At 74.5% G+C, this 15726-nt stretch carries 13 protein-coding genes; 8 read left to right on the plus strand and 5 right to left on the minus strand.

Annotated elements, in window-relative coordinates; translation table 11 throughout:
* Positions 1 to 93 precede the first annotated feature (93 nt).
* Complete coding sequence (locus ACTMS2_RS12840) at positions 94 to 1740, plus strand: molybdopterin-dependent oxidoreductase (RefSeq protein ID WP_441175557.1); 1647 nt, start codon at positions 94 to 96, stop codon at positions 1738 to 1740.
* 111 nt (positions 1741 to 1851) lie between these two features.
* Here ACTMS2_RS12840 and ACTMS2_RS12845 read toward each other — a convergent pair whose 3' ends face one another.
* Entirely contained in the window at positions 1852 to 2235 is a 384-nt protein-coding gene (locus tag ACTMS2_RS12845) for a WhiB family transcriptional regulator (protein WP_089003203.1), read from the minus strand.
* Positions 2236 to 2487: 252 nt separating this feature from the next.
* Here ACTMS2_RS12845 and ACTMS2_RS12850 point away from each other — a divergent pair, with 252 nt between their 5' ends.
* On the plus strand, positions 2488 to 3312 hold the full coding sequence (locus ACTMS2_RS12850) for a response regulator transcription factor (RefSeq protein WP_441175558.1): 825 nt from the start codon (positions 2488 to 2490) through the stop codon (positions 3310 to 3312).
* Positions 3313 to 3444: 132 nt separating this feature from the next.
* On the opposite strand, the gene ACTMS2_RS12855 is transcribed toward ACTMS2_RS12850, so the two are convergent.
* Positions 3445 to 3855 carry a DUF5319 domain-containing protein gene (locus ACTMS2_RS12855; protein ID WP_363894221.1) on the minus strand — a complete coding sequence of 137 codons (411 nt, stop codon included), beginning with the start codon at positions 3853 to 3855 and terminating at the stop codon, positions 3445 to 3447.
* Positions 3856 to 4041: 186 nt separating this feature from the next.
* Here ACTMS2_RS12855 and guaB point away from each other — a divergent pair, with 186 nt between their 5' ends.
* The 4 genes from guaB (at position 4042) to ACTMS2_RS12875 (ending at position 9863) form a co-directional block, all read left to right on the plus strand.
* The gene (gene guaB / locus ACTMS2_RS12860) at positions 4042 to 5604 is read left to right on the plus strand and encodes an IMP dehydrogenase (RefSeq protein WP_441175559.1); all 1563 of its coding nucleotides are present in this window, start codon (positions 4042 to 4044) and stop codon (positions 5602 to 5604) included.
* 29 nt (positions 5605 to 5633) lie between these two features.
* Positions 5634 to 6752, plus strand: a complete 1119-nt coding sequence (locus tag ACTMS2_RS12865; RefSeq protein WP_441175560.1) for a GuaB3 family IMP dehydrogenase-related protein — start codon at positions 5634 to 5636, stop codon at positions 6750 to 6752.
* Positions 6753 to 6801: 49 nt separating this feature from the next.
* Positions 6802 to 8214: a M1 family metallopeptidase gene (locus ACTMS2_RS12870; protein WP_441175561.1), complete on the plus strand. Its 1413-nt coding sequence runs from the start codon at positions 6802 to 6804 to the stop codon at positions 8212 to 8214.
* Between the two features lie 185 nt (positions 8215 to 8399).
* On the plus strand, positions 8400 to 9863 hold the full coding sequence (locus ACTMS2_RS12875; RefSeq protein WP_441175562.1) for a M1 family metallopeptidase: 1464 nt from the start codon (positions 8400 to 8402) through the stop codon (positions 9861 to 9863).
* A 35-nt stretch (positions 9864 to 9898) separates the two neighbouring features.
* On the opposite strand, the gene ACTMS2_RS12880 is transcribed toward ACTMS2_RS12875, so the two are convergent.
* Complete coding sequence (locus ACTMS2_RS12880; RefSeq protein WP_441175563.1) at positions 9899 to 11023, minus strand: LCP family protein; 1125 nt, start codon at positions 11021 to 11023, stop codon at positions 9899 to 9901.
* A 135-nt stretch (positions 11024 to 11158) separates the two neighbouring features.
* On the opposite strand from ACTMS2_RS12880, the gene ACTMS2_RS12885 reads away from it, so the two are divergent.
* Positions 11159 to 12856: an FAD-dependent oxidoreductase gene (locus ACTMS2_RS12885; protein WP_441175564.1), complete on the plus strand. Its 1698-nt coding sequence runs from the start codon at positions 11159 to 11161 to the stop codon at positions 12854 to 12856.
* Between the two features lie 18 nt (positions 12857 to 12874).
* Here ACTMS2_RS12885 and ACTMS2_RS12890 read toward each other — a convergent pair whose 3' ends face one another.
* Positions 12875 to 13987, minus strand: coding sequence for a Brp/Blh family beta-carotene 15,15'-dioxygenase (locus ACTMS2_RS12890; RefSeq protein ID WP_441175565.1), 1113 nt, complete (start codon positions 13985 to 13987; stop codon positions 12875 to 12877).
* Positions 13965 to 14663 (minus strand): bacteriorhodopsin, encoded by a 699-nt coding sequence (locus ACTMS2_RS12895; protein ID WP_441175566.1) that lies wholly within the window; start codon positions 14661 to 14663, stop codon positions 13965 to 13967. The genes ACTMS2_RS12890 and ACTMS2_RS12895 overlap by 23 nt, the downstream gene beginning before the upstream one ends.
* Before the next feature lie 212 nt (positions 14664 to 14875).
* Between ACTMS2_RS12895 and ACTMS2_RS12900 the strand changes: the two genes are divergently transcribed.
* Positions 14876 to 15700 (plus strand): bacteriorhodopsin, encoded by an 825-nt coding sequence (locus ACTMS2_RS12900; RefSeq protein WP_441175567.1) that lies wholly within the window; start codon positions 14876 to 14878, stop codon positions 15698 to 15700.
* Positions 15701 to 15726: the final 26 nt, after the last annotated feature.

Raw genomic sequence — 15726 nt, forward strand, 5'->3', positions numbered from 1 at the left:
CGGGGCGCACCGTCCGCGTGACGGTGCGCCCCGACGCCCTTGTGGGCACCGACGCGACTACCGGCCGTCCGGTGCATCGGAAACACTGGCCCGATGAGCAGTACGACACGCGGCTACGCCGCCCTGGCCGGGGTCACCGCCGCCGCGGTGGCGATCGGCTCCGCCGAACTGGTGGCGGTGCTGACCGGCCCCCGTTCGGCGCCGCTGGTCGCCGTCGGCGGGCTCGTGGTCGACACGGTGCCCGAGCCGCTCAAACAGCTCGGCATCGCCCTCTTCGGCACGTACGACAAGATCGCCCTGCTGGTCGGGACGGGCCTGCTGCTCGCCGCCTTCGCCGCGCTGCTCGGCATGCTGTCCCGGCGCCGGCTGGCGATCGGCCTCGCCGGCATCGCCGCCTTCGCCGCCCTCGGCGTGGCCGCCGCCGTGACCCGGGCCGGCGCCGGCCCCGCCGACGCGCTGCCCTCGCTGCTCGGCGCGGTGCTCGGCGCGGCGGTGCTCTGGGCCTTCGTCGCCGGCCCGCTCGAACTCGACCCCTGGCCCTGGTCCCCGCCCGCGCCGCCGCCCGCCGAGAGGGCCACGCCGCTGCCCGCCGACGGGCCCGTGCCGCCGGCCGCCGAGAGGCCCACGCCGCCGGCTGCCACAGCGCCTCCGCAGCCGTTGGAGCCCAGCGACCCGGCGTCGCGGCGGCGGTTCCTGACCGGGGCCGGGGTGCTGGTCGGCGCTGCCGGGGTGGCCGGGCTGGGCGGTCGCTGGCTCGCCGGCCGGCGGGGCGTGTCGGCGGCCCGCGAGGCCGTCGTGCTACCCGCCCCGGTGGCGCCCGCCCCGACGGTGCCGGCGGGGGCGGACCTGTCGCTGACCCAGCTCGCGCCCTACGTCACGCCGAACCTCGGCTTCTACCGGATCGACACCGCCCTGGTAGTGCCGCAGGTGGACCCGGAGAGCTGGCGGCTGCGCATCCACGGCCGGGTACGCAACGAGATCGAGCTGAGCTTCGCCGACCTGCTCGCCCGCCCGATGGTCGAGCGGTACGTCACCCTCGCCTGCGTCTCCAACGAGGTGGGTGGGGACCTCGTGGGCAACGCGCGCTGGCTGGGCGTGCCGATCCGGGAACTGCTCGACGAGGCGGAGCCGCAGGAGGGCGCCGACCAGGTCGTCGGCCGCTCGGTGGACGGCTGGACCTGTGGCACGCCGACCGCCGTGCTCCGGGACGGGCGCGACGCGCTGCTGGCGGTGGGGATGAACGGCGAGCCGCTGCCGGTGGAGCACGGCTTCCCGGCGCGGATGGTGGTGCCCGGCCTGTACGGGTACGTGTCGGCCTGCAAGTGGATCACCGAGCTGGAGCTGACCAGCTTCGCGGACTTCGACGCGTACTGGGTGCCGCGCGGCTGGTCGGCGCAGGGGCCCGTGAAGACCCAGTCGCGCATCGACACCCCCCGCCCGCGCAACCGGCTCACCGCCGGTGCCGTCACCGTGGCCGGGGTGGCCTGGGCGCAGCACCGTGGCATCAGCCGCGTCGAGGTACGCGTCGACGACGGGCCGTGGCGCGAGGCGGAGCTGGCGCCCGTGGTCTCGGTGGACACCTGGGTCCAGTGGTCGTGGCGGTGGGACGCCACCCCGGGGGAGCACACCCTCGCCGTCCGGGCGACCGACGTCACCGGCGAGACGCAGACCGGGCGGCGCCAGGCGGTCGCCCCGGACGGCGCCACCGGCTGGCACACCGTCACCGTCACGGTGCGTTGAGCAAGACCGTGGCGCCGTCCGGGGATGGTGCCCGCGCGCGGCCGGGAACGCCGCGACGCCGCGCCCCCGGGCGGGGACGCGGCGTCGGTGTGGTCTTCGAGGGCGGCCGGCTCAGGCGATCTTGCGCTGGGCGGGGACGGTCGACCGGTGCGGCTGGCCCAGGCGGGCCTCCAGTCGGGCCACGTCGACCCGGCTCTGGCGGCGGTCGGCCAGGTCCTCCCAGCCCACGGCGAGCAGGCGCAGCCGCTCCGACTCGCTGAACCCGCCCCACACGCCGTACGGCTCGCGGACGGCGAGGGCGTGGGCGGCGCACTCGGCCCGTACGGGGCAGGCGCGGCAGACGGCCTTGGCGCCGGACTCCCGGCGCAGGCGGGACGAGCCGCGCTCGCCGTCCGGGTGGAAGAACTGCGCGCTGTCCCGGCCCCGGCAGGCACCGAGTCGCTGCCAGTCCCAGAGGTCGACGATGGGTCCGGGCAGTCTGCGTACGTTCGACATCAGCACCCCTCCTCCCGCGCGGCACCGCGCAGATCCTGGTGAATCGGCGTCCGGGCGACGGTCCGCGCAGGCGCGCCGTTTCCGGCCTGAGCCTGGAGTACCCGGGCGGTCGCCGGCTCACACACCTGTGATCGAAAACTTCCGGCAATCGGTGGCATATGCCCCACTTGTCGGAAAAGTTCGGAGGATTGCCGGAACCCCCTCGCGACCCGACCCGGCCATGGTCTGCTCTTGGGCGGAGAGGAGACCACTGTGCGTACGGTTCTCGTGTGCGTTCGGACACCGCTCGCGGCGCAGCATCTCGCGTCCGCGGCGGCACGGCTCGGTTTGTCCGCCGTGGTGCGGACGGCCGTCTCCGATCCCGAGGTGATGTTGCGGCTGGCCGAGCGCCCGGCCGACGTGGTGCTCGCGGACACCGCCCTCACCCGGCCGGACAGCGCGGGCTTCGTCCGGCGGGTGCTCGCCCGCGCGCCGCAGGCCTCCGTGCTGCTGCTCGGCACGGAGGAGTCCGAGGCGGCCGCGGCCACGATCAGCGCGGGCGCCCGGGGCCTGATCCAGGGCGTCGACCACGACCTGACCAGCGCGGTCGCCAAGGCCCTGCTGCTGCTCTCCTCGCCCGGACGGCCGGCCCGGCGCGCGGTCACCGACCCGGCCCGGGACACCGCCGCGGTCGGCGGTCCCGCCCGGACCGCGACGGCCAAGCGCGCACCGGCCGAGCCCGGCCCCACCTGGTCGGCGACGTCCCCCGACGGCTCCAGCGGCGCGCCGACGGTGGTGCCGGCGCAGCGCGGCGACGACCCCGCCGAGGCCGCCGAGGAGCCGGCCGAGGCCGCGCCCGCTGGACGGCGGGGCGGGCCCGGTCAGCGCGGCGGCCGGTCCCAGGTCGGGCTGACCGAACGCGAGCTCCAGGTGCTCCTGGGCATGGCGGAGGGCAAGAGCAACGCCGAGATCGGGCGCGAGCTGTTCGTCTCGGAGGACACCGTGAAGACCCACGCCCGGCGGTTGTTCCGCAAGCTCGGCGCGCGGGACCGCGCCCACGCCGTGGCGGCCGGCTTCCGCGCCGGCCTGGTGGCCTGAGCCGTACGGCCCCCCGGAAGGCCCGGGCGCGCGGAACGGGGCGGGTGGCCCGAGCCGTACGGCCGGCCGGAAGTCCTCGGCGCGCGGAGCCGGGCGGCGGGCTGAGCCCACCCGATGCGGCCCCGGCCCGCCTCAGCGTTCGGGCTCGGGCTCCTCGTCGGTGCCCTCGGTCAGCGTGTCGTGCACCCCGTCGGCGTAGCCGCGGGCGTAGTCCCAGGTGACGTAGTGGTCCGGGTCGGGGTCGTAGGCCGGCTCGTGCACTCGGGGACGCCCCGAGCTGAGCAGGTGGCGCAGGTTGCCCCGCAGCAGGTCCCAGTCGAAGTAGTGCGGCTCCCGGCAGTCCTCGCACTCGATGACCAGCCCGCGCACCCCGATCGGCGCCAACAGCGCCTGGTAGATCTCCAGGTCGGCGAGATCCTCCAGCACGTCCTGTCGCTCGACGTCGGTCAGCGGGTCGAGTGGGGCGTCGTCGCCCGGATCGTGCAGGCCGGCGGCCGGATCGGCCGGGTCGCCGTTGAAGGGGTCGATGGGCTCGTCGTGCACCCCCTCACCGTAGACCCAACGCCCGGGCCGCGTCCGCCCCCGGCTACCGGTGACCTGGGCCGCCACCGGCCGGGGACGGCCCGGGCCGGTGGGTACGATGGGACGACGCGCCCGTCACCCGGCGTGTGCCGGTGCCCGCCCGCGCCACCTCACTGAAGCCCGTACGACCAGCTCAGGGGAGCAATCGTGGAATTTTCGCCCAGCACCGATCTTCCGGCCGGCGCCGACAACGGCGAGCTGGGCGGCCACCTGCCGGAGCTGCCCGCCGGCTCCGCCCGGGTGGTTCCGCTCGGGTTGACCTTCGACGACGTGCTGCTCCAGCCGGGCGAGTCGGACGTGGTGCCCAGCCGGGTCAACACCGTGACGAAGCTGACCCGCAACATCAACCTGTCGATCCCGCTGCTCTCCAGCGCGATGGACACGGTGACCGAGGCCCGGATGGCGATCGCCATGGCCCGCCAGGGCGGCATCGGCGTGCTGCACCGCAACCTCTCCCTGGAGGACCAGGCGCTCCAGGTCGACCTGGTGAAGCGCTCCGAGTCCGGCATGATCACCAACCCGGTGACCGCCAGCCCCGACGACACGCTGCGCGACGTCGACTCCCTCTGCGGGCGTTACCGCATCTCCGGCGTGCCCGTCGTGGACGGCGAGGGTCAGCTGGTCGGCGTCGTCACCAACCGCGACATGCGGTTCGTCTCCGACCCGGCCACCCCGGTCCACCAGATCATGACCCGCACCCCGCTGGTCACCGCCCCGGTCGGGGTGAGCAAGGACGACGCCCTCGACCTGCTGCGCCGCCACAAGGTCGAGAAGCTGCCGATCGTCGACGACTCGGGCCGACTGCGCGGGCTGATCACGGTCAAGGACTTCACCAAGAGCGAGCAGTACCCGAACGCCACCAAGGACGACGCCGGCCGGCTGCGGGTCGCCGCCGCCGTGGGGGTGGGCGACGACGCGTACAAGCGGGCCCGGACGCTGGTCGACGCGGGCGTCGACGTGCTGATCGTGGACACCGCCCACGGCCACCAGCGGGCGGTGCTGGAGATGGTCGCCCAGCTCAAGAAGGACGTGACGATCGACATCGTCGGCGGCAACGTCGCCACCTACGCCGGCGCGAAGGCGCTGGTCGAGGCGGGCGCCGACGGCGTGAAGGTCGGCGTCGGCCCGGGCGCGATCTGCACCACGCGGATCGTCGCCGGGGTGGGCGTGCCGCAGATCACCGCGATCATGGAGGCCGCGCGGGCCGCGCGGCCGGCCGGCGTCCCGGTGATCGGCGACGGCGGCATCCAGTACTCGGGCGACATCGCCAAGGCGCTCGTCGCGGGCGCCGACACGGTGATGCTGGGCAGCCTGCTGGCCGGCTGCGAGGAGAGCCCCGGCGAACTGATCTTCATCAACGGCAAGCAGTACAAGGCCTACCGGGGCATGGGCTCGCTCGGTGCGATGCAGTCCCGGGGCCAGGGCAAGTCCTACTCCAAGGACCGCTACTTCCAGCAGGACGTGCTGGCCGAGGACAAGCTGGTCCCCGAGGGCGTGGAGGGCCAGGTGCCCTACCGGGGCCCGCTGTCCGCGGTCGCCCACCAGCTCACCGGCGGGCTGCGCGCGGCGATGGGCTACGTCGGCGCGGAGAGCATCCCCGAGCTGCACCGCCGCGGTCAGCTCATCCGGATCACGGCGGCCGGGCTCAAGGAGAGCCACCCGCACGACATCCAGATGACGGTCGAGGCGCCCAACTACCACTCCCGCTGACCATCCCCCTGCGACAACTGGAGTCCCCCATGCGTGACGTGGTCGAGATCGGGCTGGGCAAGACCGCGCAGCGCGGCTACCACCTGGCCGACATCGCCATCGTGCCGAGCCGCCGGACCCGGGACGTCGACGACGTCTCCACCGCCTGGCAGCTCGACGCCTACCAGTTCGGCATCCCGTGCGTCGGGCACCCCTCGGACGCGACGATGAGCCCGGCCTCCGCCGTCCGGCTCGGCCAGCTGGGCGGTCTCGGCGTGCTCAACGTCGAGGGCCTGTGGACCCGCTACGAGAACCCGACCAAGGTCCTGGAGGAGCTGTCCGGGCTCGACGAGGACGCCCGCACCACCAAGCGGCTCCAGGAGGTGTACGCGGAGCCGATCCGCCCCGACCTGATCGCCGAGCGGGTCCGCGAGCTGCGCGCCGGCGGCGGCACGGTGGCGGTTCGGGTCTCCCCGCAGCACACCCTGGCGCTGGCCCCGGTGATCCTCGACGCCGGCGTGGACATCCTGGTCATCCAGGGCACCATCGTCTCCGCCGAGCACGTCTCGACCACCGACGAGCCGCTCAACCTCAAGGAGTTCATCGCCGACCTGGACCTCCCGGTCGTCGTCGGCGGCTGCACCGACTACAAGACCGCGCTGCACCTGATGCGTACGGGTGCGGCCGGCGTGATCGTCGGCATCGGCGGCGACGAGTGGTCCACCACCGAGTCGGTGCTGGGCATCCGGGTGCCGATGGCGACCGCCATCGCCGACGCGGCGGCCGCCCGCCGGGACTACCTCGACGAGACCGGTGGCCGGTACGTGCACCTGATCGCCGACGGCGACATCCAGACCTCGGGCGACATCGCCAAGGCCCTCGGCTGCGGCGCCGACGCGGTGATGCTCGGCGAGCCGCTGTCGCTCTGCGCCGAGGCACCGGCCGGTGGCGCCTGGTGGCACTCCGCCGCCAGCCACCCGTCGCTGCCCCGGGGCGCGTTCGAGACCGCCGGCGACCCGCTCGGCTCGATGGAGCAGCTGCTCTTCGGTCCGGCCGACGAGCCGGACGGCCAGCTCAACCTCTTCGGCGGCCTGCGCCGCGCGATGGCCAAGTGCGGCTACCGCGACCTCAAGGAGTTCCAGAAGGTCGGCCTGGTCCTCGACCGCTGACCTGCGCAAGCAGCACCACCCGCACCGGCCGCGCCGATAGGCTCGGCCGGTGCGTCGTACCCGCCGTCGGATCCGTCCCGCGCTCGCCGTCGCCGTCGTCGCGGCGCTGGTGTTCGCGGCCTGCACCGACGGCGGCGAGGAGCGGGGCGACTTCCGGCCGGGAGCGGCCGACCTCGCCGACCCGTACGTGCCGGGGGCCGGCAACGGCGGCTACGACGTCGCGGGATACCGCCTCGCCGTGCGCTACGACCCGGCGACCGACCGGCTCTCGGGGCGGGCCACGCTCACGGCCACCGCGACCGCGGCGCTGTCCCGGTTCAACCTGGATCTCGCCGGGCTGGACGTGTCGCGGGTGGCCGTCGACGGCCGGCCGGCCGGGTCCGCCCGCGACGGCGACGAGCTGGTGGTCACCCCGCGCGACGGGCTCTCCCGGGGCGCCCGGTTCACCGTCGAGGTGGACTACTCCGGCGTGCCGGCGGCGAAGGCCGACGGGCAGCTCGGCAGCGGCGGCTTCCTGCACACCGCCGACGGCGCGATCGCGCTCGGCCAGCCCTGGTCGGCGGCCACCTGGTTCCCGGTCAACGACCACCCGTCCGACAAGGCCACGTACGACATCGAGGTGACCGTCCCGGAGGGGCTGGCCGCGCTGAGCAACGGGGTGCCGGGGCAACGGACGAGCGCCGACGGCTGGACGACCTGGCGCTGGGCCGAGCGCGCGCCGATGGCCAGCTACCTGACGACCCTGGTGATCGGCGACTACCGGGTGCACAGCGGCACGCACGCCGGCAGGCCGATGGTCACGGCGGTGCCGGCGAGCCTGCCGGCGACCGGGCCGGAGGCGGCCTCGCTGGCCCGCACGGGCGAGATCGCCGACTTCCTGGCCACCCGGTTCGGGCCGTACCCGTTCGACTCCTACGGCGGCGTCGTGGTCACCGACCCCCGGGTCGGCTACGCGCTGGAGACGCAGTCGCGGCCGGTCTACGGGCCGGGGTTCTTCCGCGGCGGCCGGCCCAACCTGGGCGTGGTCGCGCACGAGCTGGCCCACCAGTGGTTCGGCAACAGCGTGGCGCTGAGCCGGTGGAGCGACATCTGGCTCAACGAGGGCTTCGCCAGCTACGCGGAGTGGCTGTGGGAGGAGCACGACGGCGGTCGCACCGCGCAGCGCAACTTCGAGCTGGAGTACGCCGCCACCGACTGGTCCCGTCCGTCCGTCGACCCGGGACGGTCCCGGTTGTTCGGTGCGGCCGTCTACAAGCGTGGCGCGCTGGCCGTGCACGCCCTGCGCCGTACGGTCGGCGACGACACGTTCTTCCGCATCCTGCGGACCTGGACCGCCGAGCGACGCGACGGCAACGCCACCACCGACGACCTGGTCGCGCTGGCCGAGCGGGTCGCCGGGCGGCCCCTGCGCCCGGTCTTCGACGCCTGGCTCGTCGGCGGCACCGCCCCCGCGCTGCCCTGAGCCGGGCGGGCAGGGTCCGGGCCTCCGGCGACGCTCGGTAGGCTGCCGCCGGACCCCGGCGCCGCACCGCCCGGTTCGCGCCGGCCGCCTCCGCGCCGCCGACCCGGGCGAGCGGCACCCGCCGGGCGCGGGTCCGCTAGGGCGTGGCCGGTGGGGCAGCCGGCGGCGCAGGGAGGGGCGAGGCGATGACGCTGTCGCGGCGGACGCTGTGTGCGGGCATCGGCCTGCTGCTGGCCGGGACGCTCGGGCTGACCGCGTGCGGGTCGGCCGACGAGCCGACGCCGGCACCGACCCCGGCCGCCGCCTCGCCCGGTGTGTCGCGCCAGTTCAGCCCCGGGGCGGCCGGCGCGGGCGACGAGTACTTCCCGACCTACGGCAACGGCGGGTACGACGTCAGCCGCTACACCGTCAAGGTGCGCTACGACCCGGCGGAGGACCGCCTGAGCGGTACCACCACCGTGCAGGCGGCGGCGACCAGCGACCTGTCCGCGTTCAACCTGGACCTGGCCGGGCTGACCGTGCGGTCCGTGACGGTGGACGGGGCCCCGGCGAAGCACGGCCGCAAGGGCGACGAGCTGGTCGTCACGCCGGCCCGCGGCCTGATCGCCGGCAACGGCTTCGTCGCCGAGATCGTGTACGAGGGCGAGCCGGAGCCGCTGCGCAACGAGGCCCTCGGCGTCGGTGGCTTCCTGCACACCGAGGACGGGGCCATCGCCCTCGGGCAGCCCGAGTCGGCGAGCACCTGGTTCCCGGTCAACGACCACCCCTCGGACAAGGCCACGTACGACTTCGAGATCACCGTGCCGGAGGGGCTGACGGCGGTCAGCAACGGCGTGCCGGCGGGGAAGAGCACGACCGGCGGCTGGACCACCTGGAAGTGGGCCGAGCGCAGCCCGATGGCGAGCTACCTGAGCACCGTGGTCATCGGCAGGTTCCGGATCACCGAGGGCGAGCACAAGGGACGGCCGGTGTTCCACGCGATCACCACGGACCTGCCGAAGGGCGCGGCGGACCGGTCGATCGCCGACACGGTCGAGGTGGCCGACTACCTGGAGAGCGTGTTCGGGCCGTACCCGGTCGGGGCGTACGGCGGCGTGGTGGTCGCCGACGACCGGATCCGGTACGCGCTGGAGACGCAGAGCCGCCCGGTCTACGGCGCGAGCTTCTTCTCCCGGGGCGAGAACACCGGCGTGGTGGCCCACGAGCTGGCGCACCAGTGGTTCGGCAACAGCGTGTCGCTGGCGAAGTGGCAGGACATCTGGCTCAACGAGGGCCTGGCCACGTACGCGGAGTGGCTGTGGGCCGAGCACGACGGCGGGCGTACCGCCCAGCAGGCGTTCGACGTCCGCTACGCCGGCTCGTCCGGCCAGGTCTGGCGTACGCCGCCGGGCGAGCCGGGGGCGGCGAACCTGTTCAGCGAGTCGGTCTACGAGCGCGGCGGCATGACGGTGCACGCCCTGCGGGTGACCGTCGGCGACAAGGCGTTCTTCGAGATCCTGAAGACCTGGGCGGCGCAGAAGCGTGACGCGAACGCGACCACGGCCGAGTTCGTCGCGTTGGCCGAGCGGGTCTCGGGTGAGCAGCTCGACGACCTCTTCGAGGCGTGGCTGTACGGCACCGAGCGCCCCGCCCGCCCTGAGCGCCGGTGACGGTGTCCGCCCGCCCCGAGCGCCGGTGACGGCGGTCAGCGCGTGATGCGCAGCTTCGGGTTGGCGGCCAGGTAGGCGTCCGCCCGGCCGGCGCGCAGCTCCGTGAGGAACTTCCGCCCCGTCGACGTGAGTTCCTCGCCCCGGTAGGCGCTGCCCCGCCCCACGCCCGCGCCGGGCAGGTCGACCAGCACGAACCTCTCCGGCGTGAGCCCGCCGAGGGCGTACGCCACGTCGACGACGCGCGGCCCGCCCGCGTAGACCAGGGTGTCGCCGAGCGCGTCGACCACCTGCTGGACGCGTTCCGGCTGCCGGGCCAGGTTCTCGTCGAGGATCTTCGTGGCCATCGCCTTGATCAGTTGCTGCTGGTGGCGCTGCCGGGCGTAGCCGCCGCCGGTGACGTAGCGCTGCCGCGCGTAGTCCAGCGCCTGCCAGCCGGTGAGGTGGCGCTCGCCCTTCTCGTACACCATCTGCGGACCGACGTAGCCGCCGCCGCCCGGCGCGGGCTCCCGGTGCCGACCGTCGGGGCGGCGGTGCAGCGAGACCACCCGCTGGTCGACGTAGATGTCCACCCCGCCCAGGCTGTCCACGAGCCGGTCGAAGCCGTTGAAGGTGAGCACCGCGCCGGCGTCGAAGCGCAGCCCGGTGTAGCCGCTGACCGTGCTGCGCAGCAGCTCGTACCCCTGGGCGGTGCTCGGCTGCTTGGGCTTGCCGGGCACCCGGCTGCCGTAGCTCATCGCGTGGGTGAGCTTGGTCTTCCCGCCGCGGTAGCCGGCCTTCGGGAAGGCCGGGATGTCGACCAGCAGGTCGCGGGGGAGGGAGAAGAGGTACGCGCGGTCGAGACCCTTCGGCACGTGCAGCACCAGTACGGCGTCGCCGTGCGGCTCCCAGCCCGGCACGCTGACCCGGGTGTCCACCCCGACGAGCAGGAGGTTGAGCGGGCCGGTGATGCCGGCGCCCGGCGGCACGGTCGGGCTCGGGCTGGGCGTGGGGCTCGCCTGCGGCGTCCCGGTGGCGGCCGTCGGCCCGGCGCCGCGCTGCGGCCCGTCGTCGCGGACGAGCCGGGTCACCACCAGCGTGCCCACGGCCACCAGGACCACGGCCGCGAGGACGGCCAGCCCCAGCATCCAGCGCGGGCGCGGTGCCCCTGTCCGCTCCGTCATGCGACACCCCCGTGTTGACAACGTCCGGACGGGGGCACCGAGTTGCGGGCGGGCGCCTCCGGATCGCGGACCGCGTGCATGATCCCGCGAAAACGGGCGCTGGCGCGATGGCTACTGAGCGGTAATGATGCGGTCATGCGGTACGACGTGCTCGTCATCGGGTCCGGCTTCGGCGGCAGCGTCACCGCGCTGCGGCTGGCGGAGAAGGGCTACTCCGTCGGGGTGCTGGAGGCCGGCCGGCGCTTCGCCGACGACGAGTTCCCGCAGACCTCCTGGCGGCTGCGGCGGTTCCTGTGGGCGCCGCGCCTCGGCTGTTACGGCCTCCAGCGGCTCACCCTGCTGCGCCCGGCCGACCGGAAGGCCGGCGGCGGCGTGCTGGTGCTCTCCGGCGCCGGGGTCGGCGGCGGCTCGCTGGTCTACGCCAACACGCTCTACGAGCCGCTGGACGCCTTCTACGACGACCCGCAGTGGCGGGACGTCACCGACTGGCGCGACGAGCTGGCCCGCCACTACGACCAGGCGAAGCGGATGCTCGGCGCCACCACGTACCCGCTGGTCACCCGCGCGGACCGGGCGATGCGGGCGGTGGCCGACCGGATGGGGGTGGGGCACACCTACCACGCCACCCCGGTCGGCGTGTTCATCGGCAGCCCCGGCCGGCGGGCCGCCGACCCGTACTTCGGCGGCGCGGGGCCGGAGCGCACCGGCTGCACGCACTGCGGGGGGTGCATGACCGGCTGCCGGCAGGGCGCGAAGAACACGCTGGTCAAGAACTACCTCTGGCTGGCCGAGCGGCTGGGCGCGCGGGTGCACCCGCTGACCACGGTCACCGCCGTCCGCCCGGTCGACGGCGGCGGGTACGCCGTGCACACCGTGCGTACCGGGGCGTGGCTGCGTACGCGACGGCAGGTGATCCACGCCGACCAGGTGGTCTTCGCCGCCGGCGCGCTCGGCACCCAGCGGCTGCTGCACTCCATGCGGGCGGAGGGTGCGCTGCCCGCGCTCTCGCCCCGCCTCGGGGAGCTGACCCGGACCAACTCGGAGGCGATCCTCGGCGCCTCGGTGCCCCGCCGGCGGGCCCGCGAGCAGGGGCTGGACTTCACCGAGGGGGTGGCGATCACCAGCTCGTTCCACCCCGACCCGCAGACCCACATCGAGCCGGTCCGCTACGGCCGGGGCTCCAACGCGATGGGGCTGCTCCAGTCGCTGCTGGTCGACGGCGGGCCGCACCGGGTACGCCGCTGGCTGGGGATCCTGCTGCGTCAGCCCGGCACGGCGGCCCGGCTGGCCTCGGTGCGCGGCTGGTCGGAGCGTACGGTGATCGCCCTGGTCATGCAGTCGGCGGACAACTCGCTGACCACCCGGCTGCGGCGGGGCCTGCTCGGCCGGCGCCTGGTCTCCGGGCCGGGGCACGGCGCGCCCAACCCGACCTGGATCCCGGCCGGCAACGAGGCGGCGCGCCTGCTGGCCGAGGAGATCGGCGGTACGCCCGGCGGCGCGCTGACCGAGCCGTTCGACATCCCGCTGACCGCGCACATCCTGGGCGGGGCGGTGATCGGCGCCACCCCGGCCGACGGCGTCATCGACCCGTGGCACCGGGTCTTCGGCCACCCGGGGCTGCACGTGGTCGACGGGGCGGCGGTGTCGGCGAACCTCGGGGTGAACCCGTCGCTGACCATCACCGCCCAGGCGGAGCGGGCCATGTCGTTCTGGCCCAACAAGGGCGAGGAGGACCCGCGGCCGCCGGTCGGCTCGCCGTACCGTCGCCTGCCCCCGGTTCCCCCGCGCCACCCCGCCGTCCCCCCGCACGCCCCCGGCGCCCTGCGGACGTGACCAGGGCCCGGTGCCCGGTCAACTGCGGCGCCGGGTGTCCCGGCGGGGGAGCAGCCCGCCACCCGCCCGGCACGGGGGCCCGGACCCGCGTCGGTCCGTCCAGGCGACCAGCACCGCGTGCGGGAGGGTCAGCGCGGCCAGTACGGCGAACGTCGCGGGCAGCGGGTCCGCCCGGTGGCCGGGCCAGGTGACCAGGGCGATCAGGGCGACGACGGCGAGCACCGTGGGAGCCGCCGCCTGCCGGGCGAAGCGACGCAGCGGCCGTCCGACCCGCCCGGCGGCCAGATCGGCGGTGTTGCGTGGGTCGTGCCGCAGCAACCGGGCGACGTGGCGGCAGGAGTGCCAGAGCGCGAAGTACGCACCGATGGCCAGGGCCGGCGGCACGGTGCCGAACAGTGCGACGAGGAGGAGGGGCTGGACGGCGTCGCGCGGCCGTCCGGCGCGGACCTCCCGGATCGCGGTGAGCACGACCGCGCACAGCACGGTGGCCAACGCCAGTGCCCGTACCTCGACGGCGATCAGGGCCGGGACCCGGGGGGAGACAGCGGCCAGCACCGGGTCGACCTGGTCCCGCCAGAGCGCCAACGGAACGACCACGGGCGGTCCCCCGTACGCGAGCACGGCCGTCACTCTCGGCCGCACGGGCCGGCGGTCCCGCTCGGCGTGGAACGCCACGTCGGCGCTGCCGAAGTGGACGATGGACACCACGAGGAACCCGACCAGCGCCAGGTCCGGCGCGGCCCGGAAGGCCACCAGCCCGGCGCCGGCCACGGCGGTGTAGACCACCAGCAGCGCCACGCGGGCCGGCAGCGGCCGGGCGCGCGCCGACAGCCAGGCGGGCACGAGATGGTCGACCGCGCCGTGCGGGAGCCCTAGGAGCAGTCCCGCGATCAGGAAGGCCGGCGAGCCGCCGAGCCCGGCGGCGCCGATCAGCGGCGCCAGCGCCAGCAGCCCGCCGAGCGCGAGCTGCGAGGCGGTCCCGGCACCTCGCAGCAGCCGGTCCGGCTGCTGCGCCGGCGCCGCGCTTCCACACGCGGAAGATTGTCGGCGTCGGAGCCGGGCCCGGTCCTGGGCCACCGGCACCGGAGGGGCGACCCCGCTGGCCGGATCAGACGACGGTGAGGTGACCACGGTCGGACAGGGTGCGTAGCCGGCTGAGATCGACGATGCTCCAGCCCACCTTCGACAGGATGGACAGCCCGACGAAGAGCATGCTCGTGGCGGTGGAACCGAGCAGGCCCACCCCGGACGGGCCGAGGAGCCAGAACAGCGGGTAACCGGCCCAGAGCACGCTGAGCAGAAGGGCGGCCTCCGTGTAGACGGCCGCGATCCGTTCCGGCTGGCGGTGGGCGTGGGCGCGCAGCGGCCCCCAGACCAGGGCGTAGACCGCGAGCAGGGACAGCATCCCGATCGCGTACAGGCCGTAGCGGGATGTGGCGCTCGCGGTGAGATCGGCTGCCAGGCCGCTGAGGATCACCACCACGTTCGCCCCGACGAGGGCGGTCATCAACCGCCAGCGGCGTCCGGGCAGGGCGTGCGTCCCGGTCAGCATCAGGGCCACCAGCAGCAGCGGGGCGGTGACCACCCAGTCGACGTACCGCGCCCAGTAGACCGTGTGGCCGGCCACCTCCGCCCGCCCGCCGCCGAGCGCCATGACGAGATACCAGAAGCCGGACCAGAGCGGGATCGCGATCGCCACCCGGTATTCGCTGCGCGGGACTCCCCGCGGGTCCGCGCGCCACCGGCTGAACAGCAGGACCCCGCCCGCCATGGCGGCCACGTACGTCCACAGCCACCACTCGGTCATGTGTCCGCTCCTCGGCCGGTTCTGGGGCGGCGCCGCACCCGCCGGGCGGCCGCGTGTGACGACCCGGAGGTAAGCGGGGCGCCGCTGCCGGCACGCCGGTGGAGATCTCGTTCGGGAGTCCGGTGCCGGCTGGCACAGATAACCTATACGCGTCATAAGGCCCTTAAGGGGCAATAGCGGCGGTTCGAGCCGCAGAAAGCCGTGAGGTCACCGTGAACGTCGAGAACCTGTTCGGTTACAACGTGATCCAGTACACGCTGGTGTCCCACGTGCTCACGTTGGGCTTCGCGGTGATGGCTGCCGGCCTGGTCTACTTCCTCGCGACCCGCGGCTCTGCCGCACCGCGCTACCAGCTCGCCTCGGTGCTCTCCGCCGTGGTGATGGTGTCGGCCTTCTTCGAGCTGTGGGTGCTCTCGGAACGCTGGCGCCAGGCTTTCACCTGGAACGGGACAGCGTACGTCCAGTCGGACGTGCTCTTCTCCAACGGCTACCGGTACATGAACTGGTCCATCGACGTCCCCGTCCTGCTGATCCAGTTGCTCATCGTGCTGGGGGTCACCGGTCGGGCGTTCCATCGCAACTGGGCGATGTTCGTGGTCGGCGGCCTCGGGATGATCTACACCGGCTACGCCGGGCAGTTCTACGAGGTGGACCGCTCGGCCCCGTACTGGATCTGGGGCCTGGTCAGCACGGCGTTCTTCCTGTTCCTGCTCGTCCTGGTCGCCCGGGTGATCTTCGGCAGCCTGGCCCGACTGCCGGAGTCCGCCCGGGGTCTCGCGCGCGCCGTCTGGTGGCTGGTGCTCATCTCCTGGCTGCTCTACCCGGGTGCCTACCTGATGCCGGCGATGTGGGACTCCGCCGACGGGGTGGTGGCGAGGCAGATCACCTACACCGTGGCCGACATCACCTCCAAGGTGATCTACGGCGTGCTGCTCAGCGTCATCGCGCGCAAGGTCAGCGCCGCCGAGGGGTACGCCCCGGCGGTCGAGGACGACGTCGCCCGCCCACGCGGGGGGATCACCGCGGCGGCGCGGTGACGGACCGGCGGGGGTGGCGCGGGTGG

Source organism: Micromonospora sp. SD12 (assembly GCF_052068495.1).
Taxonomy (GTDB): Bacteria; Actinomycetota; Actinomycetes; order Mycobacteriales; family Micromonosporaceae; genus Micromonospora; species Micromonospora echinofusca.

Excerpts from the sequence above, each read along its gene's own strand:
- ACTMS2_RS12840 (WP_441175557.1), top strand. The coding sequence starts at position 94 with ATGAGCAGTACGACACGCGGCTACGCCGCCCTGGCCGGGGTCACCGCC.
- ACTMS2_RS12845 (WP_089003203.1), bottom strand. The coding sequence starts at position 2,235 with ATGTCGAACGTACGCAGACTGCCCGGACCCATCGTCGACCTCTGGGAC.
- ACTMS2_RS12865 (WP_441175560.1), top strand. The coding sequence starts at position 5,634 with ATGCGTGACGTGGTCGAGATCGGGCTGGGCAAGACCGCGCAGCGCGGC.
- ACTMS2_RS12875 (WP_441175562.1), top strand. The coding sequence starts at position 8,400 with ATGACGCTGTCGCGGCGGACGCTGTGTGCGGGCATCGGCCTGCTGCTG.
- ACTMS2_RS12880 (WP_441175563.1), bottom strand. The coding sequence starts at position 11,023 with ATGACGGAGCGGACAGGGGCACCGCGCCCGCGCTGGATGCTGGGGCTG.
- ACTMS2_RS12885 (WP_441175564.1), top strand. The coding sequence starts at position 11,159 with ATGCGGTACGACGTGCTCGTCATCGGGTCCGGCTTCGGCGGCAGCGTC.
- ACTMS2_RS12895 (WP_441175566.1), bottom strand. The coding sequence starts at position 14,663 with ATGACCGAGTGGTGGCTGTGGACGTACGTGGCCGCCATGGCGGGCGGG.